20 protein-coding genes and 1 pseudogene are annotated in these 20,446 nt (G+C 53.3%); 13 read left to right on the top strand and 8 right to left on the bottom strand.

What is annotated here, in order from left to right:
• Positions 1-14: 14 nt before the first annotated feature.
• Positions 15-671: pseudogene (locus NFS31_RS28325) on the top strand (serine/threonine protein kinase); the annotation flags it as partial.
• 439 nt (positions 672-1,110) lie between these two features.
• On the opposite strand, the gene NFS31_RS28320 reads toward NFS31_RS28325, so the two are convergent.
• Entirely contained in the window at positions 1,111-1,242 is a 132-nt protein-coding gene (locus NFS31_RS28320; RefSeq protein ID WP_465223435.1) for a DUF6783 domain-containing protein, read from the bottom strand.
• Here NFS31_RS28320 and NFS31_RS27665 point away from each other — a divergent pair.
• On the top strand, positions 1,186-1,353 hold the full coding sequence (locus NFS31_RS27665; protein ID WP_416389453.1) for a DUF6783 domain-containing protein: 168 nt from the start codon (positions 1,186-1,188) through the stop codon (positions 1,351-1,353). The genes NFS31_RS28320 and NFS31_RS27665 overlap by 57 nt on opposite strands.
• A gap of 39 nt (positions 1,354-1,392) precedes the next feature.
• The gene (locus NFS31_RS10855) at positions 1,393-1,650 is read left to right on the top strand and encodes a TfoX/Sxy family DNA transformation protein (protein ID WP_251494739.1); all 258 of its coding nucleotides are present in this window, start codon (positions 1,393-1,395) and stop codon (positions 1,648-1,650) included.
• Between the two features lie 79 nt (positions 1,651-1,729).
• On the opposite strand, the gene rpsT is transcribed toward NFS31_RS10855, so the two are convergent.
• Positions 1,730-1,993 carry a 30S ribosomal protein S20 gene (gene rpsT, locus NFS31_RS10850; RefSeq protein WP_251494737.1) on the bottom strand — a complete coding sequence of 88 codons (264 nt, stop codon included), beginning with the start codon at positions 1,991-1,993 and terminating at the stop codon, positions 1,730-1,732.
• Between the two features lie 238 nt (positions 1,994-2,231).
• Between rpsT and NFS31_RS10845 the strand changes: the two genes are divergently transcribed.
• The 3 genes from NFS31_RS10845 (at position 2,232) to NFS31_RS10835 (ending at position 5,538) form a co-directional block, all read left to right on the top strand.
• On the top strand, positions 2,232-4,208 hold the full coding sequence (locus NFS31_RS10845) for a methyl-accepting chemotaxis protein (RefSeq protein ID WP_251494735.1): 1,977 nt from the start codon (positions 2,232-2,234) through the stop codon (positions 4,206-4,208).
• A 59-nt stretch (positions 4,209-4,267) separates the two neighbouring features.
• Positions 4,268-4,714: an FMN-binding protein gene (locus tag NFS31_RS10840; RefSeq protein ID WP_251494733.1), complete on the top strand. Its 447-nt coding sequence runs from the start codon at positions 4,268-4,270 to the stop codon at positions 4,712-4,714.
• Positions 4,715-4,776: 62 nt separating this feature from the next.
• Entirely contained in the window at positions 4,777-5,538 is a 762-nt protein-coding gene (locus NFS31_RS10835) for a prolipoprotein diacylglyceryl transferase (protein ID WP_251494731.1), read from the top strand.
• 33 nt (positions 5,539-5,571) lie between these two features.
• Here NFS31_RS10835 and NFS31_RS10830 read toward each other — a convergent pair whose 3' ends face one another.
• Positions 5,572-6,978 carry an amidophosphoribosyltransferase gene (locus NFS31_RS10830; protein WP_251494729.1) on the bottom strand — a complete coding sequence of 469 codons (1,407 nt, stop codon included), beginning with the start codon at positions 6,976-6,978 and terminating at the stop codon, positions 5,572-5,574.
• Between the two features lie 309 nt (positions 6,979-7,287).
• Here NFS31_RS10830 and NFS31_RS10825 point away from each other — a divergent pair, with 309 nt between their 5' ends.
• Positions 7,288-8,190, top strand: a complete 903-nt coding sequence (locus NFS31_RS10825) for a polysaccharide deacetylase family protein (RefSeq protein ID WP_251494727.1) — start codon at positions 7,288-7,290, stop codon at positions 8,188-8,190.
• Positions 8,191-8,363: 173 nt separating this feature from the next.
• Positions 8,364-9,254, top strand: a complete 891-nt coding sequence (locus NFS31_RS10820) for a S8 family peptidase (protein ID WP_251494725.1) — start codon at positions 8,364-8,366, stop codon at positions 9,252-9,254.
• A gap of 26 nt (positions 9,255-9,280) precedes the next feature.
• Here the strand turns inward: NFS31_RS10820 and NFS31_RS10815 are convergent, their stop codons facing one another.
• The 3 genes from NFS31_RS10815 to NFS31_RS10805 all read right to left on the bottom strand — a co-directional run bounded on the left by NFS31_RS10815 (position 9,281) and on the right by NFS31_RS10805 (position 13,094).
• A complete protein-coding gene (locus tag NFS31_RS10815; protein ID WP_251494723.1) occupies positions 9,281-9,925 on the bottom strand; it encodes a potassium channel family protein in 645 nt (214 codons plus the stop codon).
• Between the two features lie 58 nt (positions 9,926-9,983).
• Positions 9,984-11,330, bottom strand: coding sequence for a TrkH family potassium uptake protein (locus tag NFS31_RS10810; RefSeq protein ID WP_251494721.1), 1,347 nt, complete (start codon positions 11,328-11,330; stop codon positions 9,984-9,986).
• Positions 11,331-11,723: 393 nt separating this feature from the next.
• Positions 11,724-13,094, bottom strand: a complete 1,371-nt coding sequence (locus NFS31_RS10805; protein ID WP_251494719.1) for an MATE family efflux transporter — start codon at positions 13,092-13,094, stop codon at positions 11,724-11,726.
• Between the two features lie 319 nt (positions 13,095-13,413).
• Between NFS31_RS10805 and recA the strand changes: the two genes are divergently transcribed.
• The 5 genes from recA to NFS31_RS10780 all read left to right on the top strand — a co-directional run bounded on the left by recA (position 13,414) and on the right by NFS31_RS10780 (position 18,544).
• Complete coding sequence (gene recA / locus NFS31_RS10800) at positions 13,414-14,556, top strand: recombinase RecA (protein ID WP_251494717.1); 1,143 nt, start codon at positions 13,414-13,416, stop codon at positions 14,554-14,556.
• 62 nt (positions 14,557-14,618) lie between these two features.
• Positions 14,619-15,242: a regulatory protein RecX gene (locus tag NFS31_RS10795; protein ID WP_251494714.1), complete on the top strand. Its 624-nt coding sequence runs from the start codon at positions 14,619-14,621 to the stop codon at positions 15,240-15,242.
• Positions 15,243-15,528: 286 nt separating this feature from the next.
• A complete protein-coding gene (gene rny / locus NFS31_RS10790) occupies positions 15,529-17,073 on the top strand; it encodes a ribonuclease Y (protein WP_251494711.1) in 1,545 nt (514 codons plus the stop codon).
• A 186-nt stretch (positions 17,074-17,259) separates the two neighbouring features.
• Positions 17,260-17,859 (top strand): NUDIX hydrolase, encoded by a 600-nt coding sequence (locus tag NFS31_RS10785; protein ID WP_251494708.1) that lies wholly within the window; start codon positions 17,260-17,262, stop codon positions 17,857-17,859.
• Between the two features lie 127 nt (positions 17,860-17,986).
• The gene (locus NFS31_RS10780) at positions 17,987-18,544 is read left to right on the top strand and encodes a stage II sporulation protein M (RefSeq protein ID WP_251494706.1); all 558 of its coding nucleotides are present in this window, start codon (positions 17,987-17,989) and stop codon (positions 18,542-18,544) included.
• 4 nt (positions 18,545-18,548) lie between these two features.
• On the opposite strand, the gene NFS31_RS10775 is transcribed toward NFS31_RS10780, so the two are convergent.
• Entirely contained in the window at positions 18,549-19,625 is a 1,077-nt protein-coding gene (locus NFS31_RS10775; RefSeq protein WP_251494704.1) for a HAMP domain-containing sensor histidine kinase, read from the bottom strand.
• Positions 19,622-20,299 carry a response regulator transcription factor gene (locus NFS31_RS10770; RefSeq protein ID WP_251494702.1) on the bottom strand — a complete coding sequence of 226 codons (678 nt, stop codon included), beginning with the start codon at positions 20,297-20,299 and terminating at the stop codon, positions 19,622-19,624. The genes NFS31_RS10775 and NFS31_RS10770 overlap by 4 nt, the downstream gene beginning before the upstream one ends.
• Positions 20,300-20,446 lie beyond the last annotated feature (147 nt).

The raw sequence follows: 20,446 nt of genomic DNA, 5'->3' as shown, positions 1-20,446 counted from the left end.
TGGGAGAAAAGTCAATGATGGAGAGGGAGGATTGGAAGCTTGCGTACCTGGAGGAGAACTTTGAGGAGCTGACATGCCTTAGCGGGAAGCCGGAGACCGGCGTGTTTCTTGTGAAGAAAAAAAGCGACGGGAAGATTTATGTGAAGAAATATATGGATCCCCGGTCGGCGGCCGCCTGTGGAAGGCTCAGGGGATTGGTGAACCGGAATATTGCAGAAATCCGTGACGCAGCGTGGAACCATGAAAAAGGCATGGTGATCGAAGAGTTTATTAATGGAAACACACTCGCGGAGCAGATGGAGAAGGACGGCCTTTTTGAGGAAGAAAGGGCGTGTAATATCATCAGGGACATCTGCAGCGGCCTTTTTGCGATCCATAATATGGGTATGGTGCACAGGGATATCAAGCCGGAAAATATTATGATTTCCAATGACGGGGTCGTCAAAATCATTGACTTTGGGATTATCCGGCTGGTAAAGGAGGGCGGGACACAGGACACTGTGATTCTCGGGACAGCCGGCTATGCCGCGCCGGAGCAGTTTGGCTTTATGCAGACAGACGCAAGAGCGGATATCTATGCGGTGGGCGCGCTGCTTAATAAGCTCCTGACCGGAAATCTGCCGGCCCAGGGTTTATACAGCGCCGATCCGCTCTGCTCCATTATCAGGCGGTGCATTGAGATAGACGCGAGGAACCGGTTCCAGACAATACAGGAGCTGAAGCGGACAATTGAGACAGAGGCTGGTCGGACAGGCCCGCGATGGAAGGGAGCGCCCGTATGGCAAAAAGCGCCCAGGAAGAATGAAAGGCAGGGCCGCATCGGCCGTATCATCCGGGGAATTCCCGGTTTCAGGACAAGAGAATCAAGGAAAAATGCGGCGGCCGCCGCCGGGTACGCATTTTTGCTGATAGGGGGCTGGGGGATGGTGAGGCAGAACAGCTCTTCTGCGGGCACATTTTTCTTGGAGCTGATTGCTGTGTCCCTGTATCTGTGGGCGGCGACGCTGATCGCCTTTAATGTCGCGGACTGGGACAGAAGGCTGTATCCGGTGCTCCTGCTTCCGAAGAAGGCGGCGCTTGTCGTACGCATTATTGTATGGGTTATTTTGTTCAGCCTGGGAGTGGGCCTGGAGGATTATGTGAAATACAACCTGATGGGGATGGAGAGTTTACACTAGAGCGTGTTTGAAAATTCATTCCTGGCATCTGCACGCCCCACTTCGCGGTATATTTGTGCCAAATTCACTTAACGCAGCCCGCTGCGCCGCGTTCATTTGGCACAAATCTCCCACAAAGTGGCACGCACAGCTACCAGAAAGCAATTTTCAAACACGCTCTAGGAACGCTCTTTAACGAATATCGGCCATATCGGGGCAGAGGAGGAAAACGGTTATGTCAGAATTAACATTGATGATGAATATCGGTAAGGAGATGGCTGGAAAGCTGACGGCAGTCGGGATTGACTCGCCGGAAAGGCTGATGGAGGCAGGCGCGAAGCAGGCGTTTGTAAAGCTGAAGGAAGCATATCCGAACGTCTGCCTGGTGCATTTATACGCCCTGGAGGGCGCGGTGCAGAATATGGAATTCAACGCCCTTTCTGAAGAGACGAAAAAGGATTTAAAGGAGTTCAGCGATTTTTTAAAGAAATGACAGACAACCCAAAAGAGACTCTGCCACACCATACAGAGTCTCTTTCAGGTTCGTATAAAAATCCGGCTTTCACATGCGCTTAAGCCAGCGTATTCACAGCCTTTGATAAACGGGATACCTTGCGGGAGGCGGTATTGTCGTGATAAACTCCCTTGGAAGCAGCCTTGTCAATCTCGCTGGTGGCGGCTAATAACGCAGCCTGTGCGGCAGACTTGTCGCCTGCGGCAATCGCGGCTTCCACCTTCTTGCAGGCGGTTTTAACCTTGGAACGGATCGCTTTGTTTCTTGCAGCTCTTGTCTCTGCGACTAAAATTCTCTTTTTAGCAGATTTAATGTTTGCCAATTGGTACACCTCCATTGAATATGTGATTATGAAAATAAAAGATTAAATTTTGTATTTGGTTTGCATCAAAACCTGGACACGGACAGTTTAATGTAAACATACTGTTATATTCTAGCGAATAAAGGGGAGGATGTCAATATCTATTTTGGTACAATATACAAAATAAAGATTGATCAATCCCTGCGTTGATGGTATGATTAATTACTATGAAATACACTTTTAAGAGGTTTTAATTATCATGAAAAAGTTTCGTACGTTAAACCACAAAATCATCTTTTATGTGATGTTCGTTTCCATCTGCCTGGCGCTGCTGATTACAGTGATCATGTCATTCGGAAGCATCCGCTCCACGAATGTGATACTGCTGGATAACATGCGGATCACCGCGAGGATTGCCTCCCAGAATATCAGCTCCAATCTCCATCTCCTGACAGAGCGGATGTACACCCTCTCTTCTGAAGATACGTTCCTGTCCGAATCCGTGACAAAGGAGCAGAAGGAGGCGCGCATAGACGAGGCAGAGACGCTGATAGAGTTTGTATGGCTCGCGGCCTACGATACCTCGGGACATAAGCTCTATGGGGATGAGACGGCGCCGGATTCGGTTGCGGATACAGGATACTATGCGCAGATAGAGAAAACCGGCAGTACGGTGATCGGAGAGCCGTACCGGCAGGAGGGCCTCTGGCAGCTCTGTGTGGCAGTCCCTTTAAAGGATGAGGAAGGGATCACCGGCTATCTGGTGGGAAGCTATAAGTATGATCTGTTAAATGATGTGCTAAGCCTTTTGATTCTGGGAAATACCGGGACTGCGATTATTCTGAATGAGGACGGAACCGTGATCGGCGATCGCGAGCTGGAAAATGCCGCCGGCCGGCAGAATGTGTATGAGCTTTATCCCTCGGAAAAGAATGCCAGAGTGTTTGACAAGGCGCTGGAGTTCCAGACCGGTTCTGCGATCATACGTGAGCACGGCGTGCGCCATTATGCCGGCTATGCGCCAATTCCCGGGACGAACTGGTCGCTTCTTGTGGATGTGCCGCAGGTGGATTATATGGGCACGCTGCTGTTTTCAGAGCTTGTGACGATCATACTGACGCTTCTTCTGCTGTTTATATCAGCGGCGCTGATTATTCCCCTGGCGGGGAAGATATCAGGTTCCCTGTCGCTGGCAACAGGGCGGCTGCAGGCGCTGGCGGACGGGAACCTGACAGAGAAAGTCGTTCCTTCAGCCAGCAATGATGAGACAAGAATTCTGACCTCCGCGCTGGCGAAAACGATTGAAAGCTTAAACTTGTACATACAGGATATCAGGGAATGCCTGGGGGCGCTGGCCGCCGGCGATTATACGGTGGAGATTCCGGACGGATTTCACGGTGATTTTATCTCCATCCGCGATTCGCTGAGCCATATCGCCCTGTCCCTGAATCAGACCATGGCGCAGATGAGCCGTTCCGCAGTGGAGGTGAACCGAAACTCCAGCGGGGTTTCAGGCTACGCCAGGGAGCTTTATGACGGCTCTGTCAACCAGTCTGCGCTGCTTGAGCAGCTTGTAAAGAGCATGGATGATATCCAGGCATCCATCCGGCAGAACGAGGATAATGCCCGGCAGATCGAGGCATGCTCTGAGAATGCGAAGGAAAAGACGGCTCTGGGAGCCGGCTATATGCAGGATATGTTAAGGACCATGAACGAAGTTCACGACGCGGTGGCGGAGATCTCAAAGATCAGTAAATTGATAGAGGACATTTCCAATCAGACGAACCTCCTGTCACTCAACGCCTCAATTGAGGCGGCGAGAGCGGGAGAGGCGGGGCGCGGCTTTATGGTGGTCGCCTCTCAGATTGGCCGCCTGTCCAGGCAGACGGCGGACGCCCTGCATCAGACCATGGATATCATAGAGCATTCCACAACGGTGATTCGGCAGGGGCTTGACACGGCGGATCAGACGGCAGGCGCGTTTGGCCAGATCCGCGAGGTGACGGAGCAGTACCGCGATATTTCCGAGAGGCTGTCTGTGACGGTGGAGGAGCAGACCAGATCCGTTAAGACGGTCAACACCCAGCTCATGTCCCTCCGGGAAATCGCCGACGCAAACCGCGATCTGGCGCAGGAGACGGATAAGATGGCGGCTGATTCGCTCGCTCAGTCAGAGGGCCTGAAAGACTATGTGGCCCGGGTGAAGGTAAAGGATCCGGGACATCTAACGTCATGAAACAAAATCAGGCGCGGCGGGATGCCGGAGATATATAGTTCCTGACGAGGAGGATTGGAATGATGAAAAAACGAATTTTTTTTGGCGCCGTATTTCTTTCCCTGCTGCTTTTGCTGGGAGTCTGGGTCAGCCGGGCAGGCGCAAAGGAAATGCAGGACGGCTTTTATACAGCGGAAATGGCGGATTACTCCCATGGATGGAAGGAGTACCTCTGTATTCTGGTAAAAAATGACAGGATTGTATATGCGGAATTTAATGCAAAGGATCCGAGCGGGTATATCAAGGCGTGGGATAATGCATATATGCAGAATATGCTGTCTGCAGGCAGCACATATCCCAATGAATACACCCGCAGTTATGTGGCGCAGCTCATTGAAACACAGAATCCGCAGGAGGTGGACACGGTGTCAGGAGCCAGCAGCTCCGGCGGGAATTTCGCAAAATTATCGGCTGCGGTAATAGAACAGGCGAAAAAGGGAGATACTTCTATTGTGGTTGTGCAGTAGGAGCGATACAGACCGGTTCCGATCATTGGAACTGTTACAGCTCCTGCGGGGCGGAGGAAGAAATGAAAAATGATTTATTGACAATAGGGGGGCTGACGGTACACGGCTACGGGCTGATGATTGGCATTGGCTTTGTAGCCGCCTACCTGCTGACAGAATACCGTGCAAAGAAGCGGGGCATGGACAGTGACATCATCCTTTCCCTGGCGTTTTATACGATCGTGTCAGGGATTGTGAGCGCCAAGCTGCTGTACTATGCGACCGTATTTGACGAGATACTCGAGGATCCCGGGATGCTTTTAAATCTGGGGGACGGCTTTGTGGTATATGGGGGCATCATCGGTGGGGTTCTCGGAGGCTGGCTGTTCTGCCGGATAAAAAAGCTTCCCTTTTTCGCTTACTTTGATCTGGTGGTTCCGGCTGTGGCGCTGGCGCAGGGGTTTGGGCGCATCGGCTGCTTTCTGGCGGGGTGCTGTTATGGGCTTCAGATGGAGACGCCCTTTTCGATTGTTTTTACGAATTCCGATTTTGCGCCCAATGGCGTGCCGCTGCTCCCTGTGCAGCTCATGGCAAGCGGGCTGGACTTTATCCACTGCCTGCTTCTGCTTGCGGCCTCGAAGCGCCTTAGGGCGGATGGTCAGACGGCGGCTCTGTATCTGATCTGCTACAGCATCGGGCGCTTTGCGCTGGAATTCCTGCGCGGGGATCTGATCCGAGGTTCAGTGGGGCGGCTCTCGACCTCCCAGTTTATCTCCCTGTTTATCCTGGCAGGCGGGATTGCCCTTTTTGCGGCGGCGCCGCGCATACAGAAAAAAAAAAGGTAACAGCGGCTAAGGCTGTTACCTTTTTTTGTTACTTTATTTTTTGCCGCTCCAGCAGTATGTACACAGCTTGCACGGGGAGAGGCCGATAGAGGCCACCAGATCGTCAAGGCGGTGGAACTGGAGAGAGGTGAAGTTCAGCTTTTTGCGGATCACCTCCACCATTTCTTTATAGTTCTGGCTGTCCGGATCCGCGTAGTCGGCTAAAAGATCGTCCGATACCTGGTCGCCCTCCCGCTCGCGGATGATGCGGCGCGTGATCAGATCCAGCTCTGAATTGGAGCGCGAAAAGTTCAGATAGAGGCAGCCGAAGAGCAGGGGCGGGCACGCGGGTCGGATGTGGACTTCTTTTGCGCCGCTCTGGTACAGGAATTCCGTGGTTTCGCCAAGCTGGGTTCCGCGGACAATGGAGTCATCGATGAGCAGCAGGCTTTTATTGCGGATCAGCGCGTCTACAGGGATCAGCTTCATACGCGCGATTAAGTTTCGCTGGTTCTGGCTGGTGGGCATAAAGGAGCGCGGCCAGGTCGGCGTATATTTGATAAAAGGACGGGCAAACGGGATGCCGGATTCATTGGCGTAGCCGATGGCGTGGGCGATACCGGAGTCCGGGATGCCGGCAACGAGATCCGCGTTGGAGTGATCCCGCGCGGCCAGCATGCGCCCGCAGTCATAGCGCATCTTTTCGACATTGACACCCTCATAGGAGGAGGTCGGGTAGCCGTAATACACCCAGAGGAAGGAGCAGATCTTCATCTCGCTCCGGGCAGGGCTTAAGGATTCCACGCCTTCAGCCGTCATCTTGACGATTTCACCGGGGCCGAGCTCGCGATAGTCCGTGTAGCCAAGGTTAATATACGCAAAGCTCTCAAATGAGACGCAGTAGGCGTCCGTTTTCCGGCCGATGACCGCCGGGGTGCGGCCCAGCCGGTCTCTGGATACGTAGATGCCTTCAGGCGTCAGAAGAAGGATACTCATAGAGCCCTGAATCTTCTCCTGCGCGAGCAGCAGTCCGTCCAGCAGGGATTCGCCCTGATTGATGATCGAGGCGACCAGCTCTGTGGCATTGATTCTGCCGCCGCTCATCTCCATGAAATGAATGTGGCCCTTTTCATAGGCGTCGCTGACCAGATCTTCCTCATTATTTATTTTTCCTACGGTTGTGATCGCATAACTGCCCAGATGGGACTGAATTAAGAGAGGCTGTGGTTCCATATCAGAGATGCAGGCAATTCCCATATTCCCTTCCAGCTCGTCCACATCCCGTTCAAATTTCGTGCGGAACGGGGTATTTTCGATATTGTGGATCGAACGGTTGAAGCCATTGGGGCCGTATACGGCCATGCCGCCCCGGCGGGTTCCCAGATGGGAGTGGTAATCCACGCCGAAAAACAGATCCAGCGCGCAGCTTGTTTTAGAGGTTACGCCAAAAAATCCACCCATGTTTGATTTCCTTTCATGTTTAGCCAATTTACAGGTTGTCTGTTTACATCCCTGCCGGGTCTGGCCCGGCAGATCTGATGAGGATCATGTTTATCATAGCACAGATTGGGGATTAGTAAAGAATTTTTAATGCAAAAGTGATAGATTTTTTCCATTTTTTTGTTACAATAGAAAAGTATGGGTTATTGCCGCGGGCAGTAACGGATACGGCGCAGCAGATGGATACGTCTCCCTCTATTTATATCATAATTGCCTGTTTCAGGACATATAGATAGTAGGAAGGAAGAGGAAAGGAAGCAGAGAAGACGGATGAGACGAAATGCAACACAGGTAAAACGATGGACAACGATTTTTCTTACGGCCGCATGTATGCTGGGAGCGACGCTGATGGCCTACGCGAAGGATCCCACGGGCCCGGCTCTGGAGGCCGGCGCCGCACAGGAGATGGACGGGCCGGCGGCGCCGGAGGAGGAAAGCCAGGCAGAGGAGCCGCAGGAGTCCCAGGAGGCGCAGGACGGCGCCGTTTCGGATGGACAGGAAACGCCGCCGCAGCCGGAGGAGAGCCGGACGGACGGGCTCGTGCTCAGCGGCGGGCGGTATCTGGATCCGAATGCCCCCATGGTGGCCCTGACCTTCGACGACGGCCCGTATGCCCCGGTGGGAAACCGGATTATGGACAGTATGGAGCAATACGACGGCCGCTGTACATTCTTTGTAGTAGGGGATCGCGTGGCGTCGTACCAGGCTGAGATTCTCAGGATGTATCAGAACGGCCATGAGATAGGGAACCATACATATAACCACAAGTATCTGGACAAGCTGAGCGCCGAGCAGGTGAGAAACCAGGTGGAGCTGTGCAGGCAGGCGGTGGCCTCTGTCACAGGGGAAGCGCCGGCGCTGGTCCGTCTTCCGGGAGGCCGCAAGAACGGCACGGTGCTGGCCAACATTCCGTATCCGATTATTATGTGGAATTTAGATACGCGCGACTGGAAGACCAGGAATGCCTCCAGCAGCATCCAGAGCGTGCTTGGAGGAGTGAAGGACGGAGATATTATTCTTATGCATGAGCTCTATAACGCGTCCGGCGACGCCGCTGTGGCGCTTATCCCGGCCCTTAAGGAGCGGGGCTTCCAGCTTGTGACAGTCAGCGAGCTGGCGCGGTTCAGAGGCGGGCTGCAAAACGGCGCTGTCTATTACAGCTTTGGCAGATGATACATAAAATCCGGAGGGGTTTCTAAAGTTGTGGCAGCGCCTGGCCGCTTCTGCGGCATAACCGTCCGGATCATTTTGGATGCCTGCGCGGCGGATGCAGCGCGCAGGAACCCCGGACCGGCCTTTGTGAATATCCTATTAATAAGAGTGGAGAGAAGGCAGGTCACGGATTCGTGGATCAGGCAAAAGCATGGATTCATTGCGACGGCGCATACCGTCTGGGCCTGACAGGAAAAGGCATTGGGGTCGCGGTTCTGGATACGGGGATTTATCCGCACCGCGATTTTGACAATAGAATAACCGTATTCCGGGATGTGGTAAAAAAACGTTCATTTCCCTATGACGATAATGGACATGGGACGCACATCGCCGGGATCATCGGAGGAAACGGGGCTTCATCGGATAAACGGTATCAGGGTGTGGCCCCGCGTTGTAATTTAATCTGCTTAAAGGTGCTGGATCATAAGGGAAACGGGTCGGCCGCCGATGTCCTGGCGGGGCTTAAGTGGGTGGAACGCCATAAGGAGAAGTACGGGATCCGGATTATCAATATTTCCGTCGGTTCTTTTGCGAAAAAAGGGATGAGCGAGGATTCGGCGCTGGTGCGCGGCGTGGACGCCGCCTGGGATGCGGGCTTTGTGGTGGTGGTGGCGGCAGGAAATAACGGTCCGGGAAGCCGCACAATCACCACGCCCGGGATCAGCCGCAAGGTCATCACCGTGGGGTGCTCCGACGATTACAAAGAGGTCGATGTGGCGGGAAGCCGCATGATCGATTATTCGGGCCGGGGGCCGACCAGCGCATGTATCTTAAAGCCTGATATCGTAGCCCCCGGCTCGGGTATTGTGAGCTGTGCGCCGAGGCCGGGGGGATACATGGTAAAAAGCGGCACATCCATGTCAACGCCTGTCGTATCCGGGGCGCTGGCCCTGCTTCTGGAACGCTATCCGGAGATGACCAATGTGGACGTTAAACTTCGGATCCGGGAACGGGCCGTGGATCTGGGCCTTCCCAGAAATCAGCAGGGATGGGGCCTTCTGGATGTCGGGCGGCTGATCGAGTAAACGGCCGGCGGCATCCGGAAGGCAGGTCAGCGGACAAACCGGAGGATATCGCGGTTTTCTCCGAGAATCACCATCGCGTCCCCTTCCTTGAACACATAGTCCGGTTCGGGAAGGGGATGGAGCTTTTCATTGTATTTGACGGCAAGAATCGAGAACCGGTATTTTTTCCGCACATTCACATCTATAATCGTCTTTCCGATCCAGTTCTCCGGGACCGGGATTTCATAGATGGAGTGCTCCTGCGTCAGTTCAATAAAGTCAAAGATATTGTCCGAGCTGTAGCGGACCGCGGCCCGGATGGCGGTCTCCTTTTCCGGATACACGACCTGGTCAGCCCCGTTGCGCAGCAGGAATTTGGCGTGTATATCGCGGCTGGCCCTGGACACCACAAATCGGGCGCCCAGATCCTTTAAGAGAGAGGTGACCTCCAGGGAGCTCTGGAAATTGTCGCCGATGGCGACCATGCACACGTCAAAATTGCGGATTCCGAGAGAGCTCATGTACTGCTCATTGGTGCAGTCCCCGATCTGGGCGTTGGTCACATAGGGGAGAGCGGCATTGATCCGCTCCTCCGAGGTGTCAATGGCCATGACCTCATGTCCCATTTCGTGCAGCTTCATGGCAATCGTTGAGCCGAAGCGGCCCAGTCCAATCAGTAAAATTGTTTTCATTCTGTTTCTCCAATCTATCAGTGTTATATAAAAGATGTATTAGTATACGGTACCGTTTCTAGCCGACGTTAATCCGTTCCTGCGGAAGAAGGACAGGGAGCTTTTTGCGGTTTGTCAGGGCGTACAGCATGGTCAGACCGCCTACGCGTCCGAAATACATCAAAAGGATCAGGATGATCCGCGAGGCTGCCGTGAGATCGCCTGTGATGCCCAGCGTCAGGCCGACGGTAGCGACCGCGGACGCGGCTTCAAAGGCAGCTTCCATCAGGGTGGCATGCTCAAGCCAGACGATCAGAAAGGATGCTGAAAACATGAGCCCTAAGTACATGGCCAGGATGGCGATGGCATTGCGCAGAATGTCATAGGGAATCCGGCGGTTAAAGCACTGGATGGTTTCCTGGTTCTGAAATACAGAGCGCACGCACAGAAGCGCCAGCGCCAGCGTGGTGGTCTTAATGCCTCCCGCCGTGGATCCGGGGGATCCGCCGACGATCATGAGGAGAATCGTCATCAACTGGGAGGACTCGGACAGCATGTTCAGATCAACGCTGTTAAATCCCGCCGTCCGGGGCGATATGGCCTGAAACAGGGAGGCAAGGATGCGCTCGCCGGCCGAAAGCCCGCTCCAGCAGTCCCTGGAAAATTCAAAAACATATAAAAACAGGGCGGGCAGAAGAATGAGGATCAGGGAGGTACACAAAACGATTTTGGACTGTAAATGGTAATGCCTCACATGCAGCCTGTGCGCCTTTATATCATCCCAGACAAAAAATCCGATTCCGCCCACAACGATGAGAAACATGAGCGGCACATTGATCAGCGCGTTTCCCGTATAGGACGTAACCGACGAGCAGGGGCCGCTTACCTCCCCCATGAGATCAAAGCCTGCGTTGCAGAAGGCGGAAACCGAATGGAACACGGAAAACCAGACGCCTTTTCCTACGCCCATCTGGGGTAAGAACTGAAAGGCCATGATAACAGCGCCCGCCGCCTCAAACAGGATCGTCCCGATCACAATAAAACGCGTCATGCGGACAATGCCGCCCACCTGCGGCGCAGAGATGGATTCCTGCATGACATAGCGCTGCTTTAAACCGATCTTGCGCCCGGAGAGAATGGTGATAACAACCGCCAGCGTCACCACCCCCATGCCGCCGATCTGAATCAGGATCAGAATCACAGCCTGCCCGAAGCCGGACCACCAGGTAAACGTATCATGCACAATCAGCCCGGTCACGCAGGTAGCGGAGGTTGAGGTAAAGAGCGCATCCAAAAACGGCGTAGCCGTCCCGCTTTTTGACGAGACAGGAAGGGAAAGAAGCAGAGCGCCTGCTAAAATGATAAGAAGAAACCCGCCTAAAATAATCTTGGCGGGAGTGAGTGACCATACATGTTTTCCAATCATAACGAAATAAGCTCCCCAATTAAAGATCAGTGTTCTGCCAGTTACTGTGTACAGGATGGCAGGAATGTATACAGTGGCTTCTGGTTTGATTATAAAGAGCGGGGGGCTTTATGTCAATGCGGGGAGAGGAAAAAAGTGGGATATATCGGTTATATGGTTACTGTGCACGGGCAGTATTCCGCGAGGTGTTTTTTGTGAGTGCAGCGCAGCGGAAGTCACAGAAAACCCGGGGACAGCAGCGCCAAGCCGCGTTTTTTGCGGTTTGTGTGCATCACGAACCGTAGTAACATTACATGCTACAATGCAGGCTGGCCGGCGCATCTGCTGCGCTGGCCGTACGAAAACATGGCGCCGGCGGGCGTCTGCCCATGAACAGTCCATCGTTCATGTCGTTCATGAGGCATCCGGGATCATCTTCCTCAGAGCGCGCATGCAGTGAAAGAAGGCCGGTATGAGAAAGGCGTCCGCGATGATCCAGGCAAGGGGAGAGGCAAAGCAGATGGCGATATAGCCTGTCAGAGGAACCAGGCAGAAACCGACAAAGGCCCTGCCGATCATCTCGCAGACGCCGGCCGCTACGGCTAAGAGGCTGAAGCCCATGCCCTGGATGGTAAAGCGCCATACGTTTACGATCGTAAGCGGGATGTAAAACAGAGAGTTATAAATCAGCAATTGGTGCGCCTGGCGGATCACCTCGGTTTCGCCTGCATCGACAAAAAGCAGAGGGATCCGGTCGCCGAAGAAATAGAGGACGGCGCATGCGATCACGGCGTAGGCGGCGCCCAGGGCGGTGGCGGAACGGACGCCCTGCCAGATGCGGTTTATTTTCCCGGCGCCCGCATTTTGGCCTGCATAGGTCGCCATGGTTCCTCCCAGGGCTTCAAAGGGGCAGCAAAAGAACAGGCTGACTTTTTGTCCGGCTGTCACAGAGGCGACGGCGGCGGAACCAAGGGAGTTGATGGCGGTCTGGATGACAACGGAACCAATGGCGGTTATGGAATACTGAAGCCCCATGGGAACGCCCATTTTACACAGTATGCCCGCGTGCCGGAGGCTCCATTCCAGTTCGGAGCGTTCCATTTTCAGAACCGGGTAATGCTTTTTCATGTACATGAAACAGAGGAACCCGGAAACCGCCTGGGAAATGACGGTGGCATAAGCCGCTCCAGCCACTCCGGTCTGCAGCCATACGATAAAGAGCAGATCCAGAAGGATGTTTAAAAAGCTGGAAAAGACGAGAAAATACACGGGCGTTTTTGAGTCTCCCAGGGAGCGGATGATCCCGGCCAGCATATTGTACAGGTATGTGGCCGGGATGCCGATAAAAATAAAGAGGATATAATCATAGGCCTCGTCTATGATATTTTCCGGCGTCTGCATCAGAATCAGAATCTGACGGGCCAGGAGGCTTACGGACACGGTCATGACAGAGGCGAACAGAAAGGAGAGCCAGACTGCGTTGGCCACAAAACGGCGCATATCCTTATAGTCGCGCGCCCCAAAGCGCTGGGCAACCGGAATGGCGAAACCGGAGCAGATGCCGATGACAAAGCCATTGATCATAAAGTTGACGGCAGACGTAGAGCCTACGGAAGCTAGGGCATCGACGCCCAGAAATTTTCCGACAATGACCGTATCCACCATGCTGTAAAACTGCTGGAATAAAAAGCCGAACAGCATGGGAACGGCAAAGCCGAGAATAAGCCGGGCCGGGATTCCGTCCGTCATATCCTTAACCAGTGTTTTGGAAGCTTCCTGAGTCATGATTTGATCCTCCTCGTTTGTTGGCAGTTTCTAAAATTAAACTGCTACAAATTTTATTCGATAGCCGTTTGATTGACAATCAGGAATAGTGCCAAAAAAAGAGGGTAAAAAGAAAAAAATTTGTGCAGTAGACATTTCACAGGATTGATGGTATAATGACATTGCTTCTGAAATTAACATTTCGTTATATGACGTATCGTTTCGATAAGATCCCAGCATGAAAATTCAGGAAATAAAGCTTGACATTCCCGTCAGGATATACTATTATTTAGGAAAGAACATTTGTTCGTTTGCAACGTAAAGCGATTTGGAGGATAAGATGAATAAGGATGAAAAGCTGAAAGCATTGGACGCTGCGCTGATACAGATTGAGAAGGCGTATGGAAAGGGCTCTGTGATGAAGCTTGGCGATTCGCGGGTCAATTTGAATATAGAGACGATTCCCACCGGCGCTCTGAGCCTTGATCTGGCGCTGGGGCTGGGCGGGGTGCCGAAGGGGAGAGTGGTCGAGGTGTACGGCCCGGAATCCAGCGGTAAGACGACGGTGGCGCTGCACATGGTTGCAGAGGTGCAGAAGCGCGGAGGCATCGCCGGCTTTATCGACGCGGAGCACGCGCTGGATCCCGTGTATGCGAAGAATATCGGCGTGGATATTGACAATCTCTACATTTCCCAGCCGGACAACGGGGAGCAGGCGCTGGAGATTACGGAAACCATGGTCCGCTCCGGGGCGGTTGACATCGTGATTGTGGACTCTGTGGCGGCCCTTGTGCCAAAAGCGGAGATTGACGGCGAGATGGGCGATTCCCATGTGGGCCTGCAGGCCAGGCTGATGTCGCAGGCCCTGCGCAAGCTGACGGGTATCATCAGCAAGTATAACTGTATCGTGATTTTTATCAATCAGCTCCGCGAGAAGGTGGGCGTGATGTTCGGCAACCCGGAGACGACGACAGGCGGCCGCGCGCTGAAATTCTATTCGTCCGTGCGTCTCGATGTCCGCAAGATCGAGACGTTAAAGCAGGCCGGCGAGATCATCGGAAACCGCGTCCGTATCAAAGTAGTGAAGAATAAGGTGGCCCCGCCCTTCCGCGAGGCGGAATTCGATATCATGTTTGGCAAGGGGATTTCCAGAGAGGGAGATATCCTTGATCTGGCGGCCAGGGAAGACATTGTGGATAAGAGCGGCGCCTGGTATGCCTACAATGGCAACAAGATCGGCCAGGGACGCGAGAACGCGAAGAATTACCTGGCGTCTAACCCGGAGATATGCCGCGAGATTGAGCTGAAAGTCCGTGAAAAGTTTGGCTTAAACGACGGCGGCGCGCCTGCCCCGGAAAAAGAAGAGCCCCCGAAGGAAAAGCCGGGCCGGGAAGCGGCCGCGGCCAGAAAGCCGTCCGTTTTAGCCCCGGTCGGAGACGGGGCCGATAAGGCGGAGGAAACTGAAAAATCTGAAAAAGCGTAACGGTTCAGGGGTATCTGAGCTGTTGCGAAAAAGCGGAGTAAGGCGCCATATAACAAGGACTTATGTATATTGATAAGATAGAGCCCCTCGACAAGCGAAGGAGCAGAGTCTACCTGGACGGGGAGTTTGCCTTTGCCTTATATAACGGGGAGATACGCCGCTACAGGCTTGAAGAGGGATGTGAGATTGAGGAACCCCTGTATGAAGAGATTCTTCGGGAGACCGTCTGCCGCCGGGCGAGGGAGAGGGCGCTTTATCTCCTGAGGGATATGGACAGGACTGAACATGAGCTGCGCGCTAAGCTTAAAAGCGGCGGGTATCCGGATCCCGCGATCGAGGAGGCGCTGGCGTTTCTGAAAGAATACCATTATGTGGACGACGCGGCTTACGCCAGGAATTATGTGGAGGCCCACGGAGGGAAGAAGAGCCGCGCGCAGCTCATGCAGAGCCTGTGGAGAAAAGGGATTGACCGCGCGCTGGCAGAGGAGCTGTATGAGGAGATCCGGCCGGATACGGCTGAGCAGATCCAAAGGCTGCTCAGAAAAAAGGGTTATACCGGTCAGGAAGTGTCAAGGGAGGAAAAGGGAAAGCTGGCGGCTTACCTCATGCGCAGGGGATTCTCATGGGAGGAGGCCCGGAACGCATTGAACAGTTCAGCCTTCGACTCTGCGAGGTGTTTTTTGTGAGCGAAGGTCACAGGAAACCCAAGGGCAGCGCGTTGTAACAGTTCAGCCTTCGACTCTGCAAGGTGTTTTTTGTGAACGAAGGTCACAGAAAACCCGAAGGCAACAAGCGCGAAATTGTGCAGAAGGCACAAGTTCTGTGCATCATTTGTTGCAGTTTAGACGGAAGGCTGAACTGTAACAACGCGTTTGAGAGTCGCGATGAATATGCTTGACATTATGCCCAAAACCGTTTAAAATTAGTTTATTGTATTTTTGTACAATGAAAACTAAATAAGGAGGTGCTCCTGTGTCACAAGTAATAATTCCGATCATTACAGGTATTATTGTAGCTGCTGTCACTTGGTTCGCTGCGATCCAGTACCGCCAGAAGACATATGAGGCGAAAATTGGAAGCGCGGAAGAGCGATCAAGAGAAATCATAGATGAAGCATTAAAGGTAGCTGAGACAAAGAAGCGAGAAGCTCTCCTGGAGGCAAAGGAAGAGTCTTTAAAGACGAAGAATGAGCTGGAGAAAGAGACAAAGGAAAGACGGGCGGAGCTTCAGCGCTATGAAAGACGTGTATTGAGCAAAGAGGAAAATCTTGACAAGAAATCAGAAGCAATGGAGAAGCGGGAGGCGGGTTTAAACGCCAGAGAGGAATCCCTGAAAAAGAAGACGGCCGAGACAGAGGCGCTTTATGAGAAGGGGATGGAGGAGCTGGAGAAGATATCCGGGCTCACATCCGAGCAGGCAAGAGAATATCTGCTGAAATCCGTTGAAGAAGATGTGAAGCATGACACGGCAAAGCTGATCAAGGATCTGGAGGCAAGGGCAAAGGAAGAGGCGGAAAAGAAGGCCAGGGATTACGTGGTCACAGCGATTCAGCGCTGTGCGGCGGATCATGTGGCTGAGACGACGGTTTCTGTCGTACAGCTCCCGAATGATGAGATGAAAGGACGGATTATCGGCCGTGAAGGGCGCAATATCCGTACGCTTGAGACTCTGACGGGCGTAGAGCTGATTATTGACGACACGCCGGAGGCGGTTGTCCTGTCCGGTTTTGACCCCATCCGCCGGGAGGTGGCCAGAATTGCGCTGGAACGCCTGATCGTAGACGGGCGGATTCACCCGGCCCGTATCGAAGAGATGGTGGAAAAGTCACAGAAAGAAGTGGAAAGCATGATGCGCGAGGAAGGAGAGGCGGCTCTCCTGGAGGTGGGCATTTATGGGATCCATCCGGAGCTTGTGAAGCTGCTTGGCAAGATGAAATTCAGGACAAGCTATGGCCAGAATGCGTTGAAGCATTCGATAGAGGTAGCGCAGTTGGCCGGTCTTCTGGCTGCTGAGGTGGGCGTGGACGTCCGCACAGCGAAACGGGCCGGTTTATTACATGATATTGGAAAGGCGATCGACCATGAGCAGGAGGGCACACATGTCGAGCTGGGCGTGGCTCTCTGCAGAAAATACAAAGAGTCGGCAACCGTGATCAACGCTGTGGAAGCCCATCATGGGGACGCGGAACCGCAGAGCCTGATTGCATGTCTGGTGCAGGCTGCTGATACGATTTCAGCCGCAAGGCCGGGCGCAAGAAGAGAGACATTAGAGACATATACGAATCGCTTAAAGCAGTTGGAGGACATCACCAATTCCTACAAGGGAGTGGACAAGTCCTACGCTATTCAGGCCGGACGAGAGGTCCGCATTATGGTTGTACCGGAACAGGTCAGCGACGATGATATGGTTTTGATGGCCAGGGAGATTTCAAGAAGAGTTCAGGAAGAGCTCCAGTATCCGGGCCAGATAAAAGTGAATGTAATCCGTGAGTCAAGAGTCACGGAATATGCGAAATAGCGTAACAGCAAGGGAATCCGGGCAAGTTACGGGAAAACCGTTACCGCAGAATCTTCTGTCTATTGACAGAGTTTGGAGGGAGAACGGCGGCGGCAAAGCCTTCTGAAATGAAAAATAAAAGCCTTATAGACGGTTTCGTCTATAAGGCTTTTTCCAAAAAATCAGCAATCCGAAAGGAGAAAAAAGATGTCGGATGAAAAGAAGGGGCAGACGATGACCCCAAACAGCGCTTCAGGAAAGACGGCTCCGGTGGAACGGCTGGACCGGCAGTTAAAATACGAGGGCGCTATTTTAAAGATCTATGAGGATACGGTTCTGGTGAACGGCCATGAGGCAAAGTGGGATTTTATCCATCACGACGGCGCGGCGGCTGTGGTGGCGGTCACGCGGGAGGGAAAGCTTCTGATGGTGCGCCAGTACCGCAACGCGCTGGATCGCTACACGCTGGAGATACCGGCGGGAAAGCTCGACTATCCGGGCGAGCCGAAGATCGAGTGCGCCAGCCGGGAGCTGGAGGAGGAGACGGGATACCGGTGCGGGAAGCTGGAATACCTGTTGAGCATCAACACCACGATCGCATTCTGCGATGAGGCGCTTGATGTATTTCTGGCAAGAGACCTGGTTCCGTCCGCGCAGCATCTGGATCCGGAGGAGGAGATCTCCGTGGAGGAATGGGAGCTGCCGGATCTGCTTGAATTGATCTACAGCGGAAAGATGACGGACGGAAAGACCGTGGCCGCGGTTATGGCGTATGCCTGCAAGTACAGCGGTTTGTTACAGGCATAGTGAGAGCCGGCCGCACATATGATGGAAGAAAAGGCTGAGAGGCGCGGACAGGTAACGGTTTCAGGCTGTCTGGACTGTTGTGCAGACCGCTGAGAATGCGCTGCTCCCAGCGTTTGGGGTGATGTTTGTGAGATTGTATCATACATCAGAAAGTCCGTATCCAGTCTGGATGGCCCTGTTCTGTTTTTTTTCGGGAATCCTGCTGGGAACGGTGTGGGTGAACCGCATGGGAGCGAGCCTGAAGGAAGAGATCACAGGACTGGCCCCCCTTTACTGGAGCGTACACAATGTGAAAAGCTCTGTCAGCGCGGGGGAGATGGCGCTGCTGGCCGGCCGGCGTTTTCTGGCTGCCGGGATGATCTGGCTGAGCGGAATGACGCTGTTTGCGGTTCCGGGGCTCTGCCTGGCCGCTGCTTTTACAGGCTTTTCGCTTGGCTTCCTGATCTCCTGCATGACCGTACAGGCGGGGATAGGGGGGCTGGCTCTGTTTTTGCTGTCCGTTTTTCCGCAGGGGATTTTTTTCCTTCCGGTGGGTCTTATCCTTGCATCCTGGTCGCTGTCATCCGAAAACCGGCTTCATGGGGCTGGCTTTGCGGTCCTTCTTTTGCTGACAGCAGCGGGGACAGCCGCAGAGCTCTGGATCAATCCTCTTGTTATGCAGGGCGCGGATATGCTGCTGCACTGATGTACTAAGTTTCCATCGGCAGTCTTACCGTAAAGCAGCTCCCCTCGTCCGGCCTGCTTTTCACATGGATGCTCCCGTGAAGCAGTTCCACGATCCGCTTTGTAATCGAAAGCCCGAGCCCATTCCCGCCCAGGGCCGGATCCGAAGTGCGGCTGTAAAACTTTTCAAAAATCCGCTTCTGCTGTTCTTCATCCATACCGATCCCGGTATCAGCGACAGAAACCACTGCTTCATGGGACAAAACCTCCATCCGCACCATAAGCGTACCGCCGGGCGGCGTGAACTTAATAGCATTCTGGATCAGGTTGATCCATATCTGCAAAAGCAGCTCCGGGTTGCTGTAATACCGGACAGACGGAAGATCAATGTCCAGATCCAGGCATTTTTTCTCCCACAGAGGCTCCAGCATGAGGATGGCCTGGCGTATCTGCTCATCCAGCTTAAATGAAGACTGGTTGGTGACGATTTCCTGCTGCTCCAGGCGGGAGAGCAGAAGGATATTTCCAGCCATGGAGGAGAGCTGCCTTGTGCTGTCAATGATGATCCGGACGTACTCTTCTTCCTGGCTCCGGGAGAGGGACGGATCCTGTAAAAGGGTGGCATAGCCCTCGATGGCCGCCAGGGGCGTCTTGAATTCATGGGAAATGGTGGTGACAAAATCATTGCGCAGGGATTCGATGCTTCCAAGCTCCTGGACCATCCGGTTAAAGTTATCGGTCAGCTCTTTAAGCTCCCTGAGTGAATGGCAGGGCTCCACCCAGGCGGAAAAATCGCCTTTGGCCACCCGCTTGGCGGCCCGGCTGATATTTCCCAGAGGAAGGAGTATTCCAAACCACAGAAGCAGGGAGATGAGGATGCTGAGGCTTAAGCTTCCGAGAAAGAAGATTAAGGTGGGATAAATGTGGCGCATCCAGGGAACGTGGCGCCGGAGCTTCCAGGGCTCGCTGTCCACCAAAAAAGCGGTCAGCATTCCGGCCATGATCGGCATCAGGGACAGGATGCTGAAAATCAGGATGAGAAGCCCCAGCCAGTAAACGGGGAGATGGGAATGAAGCCGTTTCCCAAAAGAAAGCTTTTTCACGATTCCGATTTCACCACCTTATAGCCCAGCCCGCGTACGGTCATGATGAGGAAGTCGCCGCACTCCCGGAAACGCTCCCGCAGGCGGTTGATGTGGACATCCACAGTCCGCTCGTCCGTGGTGGAATCCATGCCCCAGATCTCATCCATGAGCTGCTGTCTGGTAAAAATTTTATTGGGATAGGACAAAAGCTTATATAAAAGATAAAATTCCTTCTGCGGAAGCAGCGTTTCCCGGCCGTCTATAGTGACGGTAAGGGCGTCATAATTGAGGACCGTATCGCCGCAGTGGATGCGCCGTTCCGTGGCGATGCGGGCGCGCTTTAAGAGAGCCCCCACCCGCAGAATCATTTCATTGACATCAATGGGCTTGACCATATAGTCGTCTGTGCCCGCCAAAAAGCCCTTCTGTTTGTCTTCAAACCGATCCTTTGCCGTGATGATCAGGATCGGAAGCTGATAGCCGCTTCCCCGCAGCGTCCGGATCAGTTCATATCCGTCCATGCCGGGCATCATGATATCCGAAATAATCAGATCAATATATTCCGAATCCAAAAGCTCCAGGGCCCGCGCCGCATTTTCAGCGGGAACAGCCAGATAGCCGTTGTTGGTCAGGACCGTGCAGAAAAGGGAGCGGAGTTTAAAATCGTCTTCCACAACGAGGATGTGAAACATGGATGTAACCTCCTGAAAATCGTTCCGTATTTGTTTAAAATGATTATAAACGAAGGGAATAAAAATGAAAAGATGTTTCACAGAATATTCTATTTCTGATTTGTATAGGTTAGTGTTCATGCCCGGCAACACACAAATTTTTCACCC

It is taken from the genome of Otoolea muris, from assembly GCF_943193115.1.
GTDB classification, from domain to species: domain Bacteria; phylum Bacillota; class Clostridia; order Lachnospirales; family Lachnospiraceae; genus Otoolea; species Otoolea muris.
The sequence above is the reverse complement of the archived record's forward strand: the minus strand, read 5'-3'. Positions and strand labels throughout refer to the sequence as shown.

Coding starts and splice junctions, on each gene's coding strand:
- NFS31_RS10835 (WP_251494731.1), top strand. CDS start 4,777: ATGAAAAATGATTTATTGACAATAGGGGGGCTGACGGTACACGGCTAC.
- NFS31_RS10830 (WP_251494729.1), bottom strand. CDS start 6,978: ATGGGTGGATTTTTTGGCGTAACCTCTAAAACAAGCTGCGCGCTGGAT.
- NFS31_RS10855 (WP_251494739.1), top strand. CDS start 1,393: ATGTCAGAATTAACATTGATGATGAATATCGGTAAGGAGATGGCTGGA.
- NFS31_RS10845 (WP_251494735.1), top strand. CDS start 2,232: ATGAAAAAGTTTCGTACGTTAAACCACAAAATCATCTTTTATGTGATG.
- recA (WP_251494717.1), top strand. CDS start 13,414: ATGAATAAGGATGAAAAGCTGAAAGCATTGGACGCTGCGCTGATACAG.
- NFS31_RS10785 (WP_251494708.1), top strand. CDS start 17,260: ATGTCGGATGAAAAGAAGGGGCAGACGATGACCCCAAACAGCGCTTCA.
- NFS31_RS10810 (WP_251494721.1), bottom strand. CDS start 11,330: ATGATTGGAAAACATGTATGGTCACTCACTCCCGCCAAGATTATTTTA.
- NFS31_RS10840 (WP_251494733.1), top strand. CDS start 4,268: ATGATGAAAAAACGAATTTTTTTTGGCGCCGTATTTCTTTCCCTGCTG.
- NFS31_RS10805 (WP_251494719.1), bottom strand. CDS start 13,094: ATGACTCAGGAAGCTTCCAAAACACTGGTTAAGGATATGACGGACGGA.
- NFS31_RS10815 (WP_251494723.1), bottom strand. CDS start 9,925: ATGAAAACAATTTTACTGATTGGACTGGGCCGCTTCGGCTCAACGATT.
- NFS31_RS10770 (WP_251494702.1), bottom strand. CDS start 20,299: ATGTTTCACATCCTCGTTGTGGAAGACGATTTTAAACTCCGCTCCCTT.
- NFS31_RS10825 (WP_251494727.1), top strand. CDS start 7,288: ATGAGACGAAATGCAACACAGGTAAAACGATGGACAACGATTTTTCTT.
- NFS31_RS10795 (WP_251494714.1), top strand. CDS start 14,619: ATGTATATTGATAAGATAGAGCCCCTCGACAAGCGAAGGAGCAGAGTC.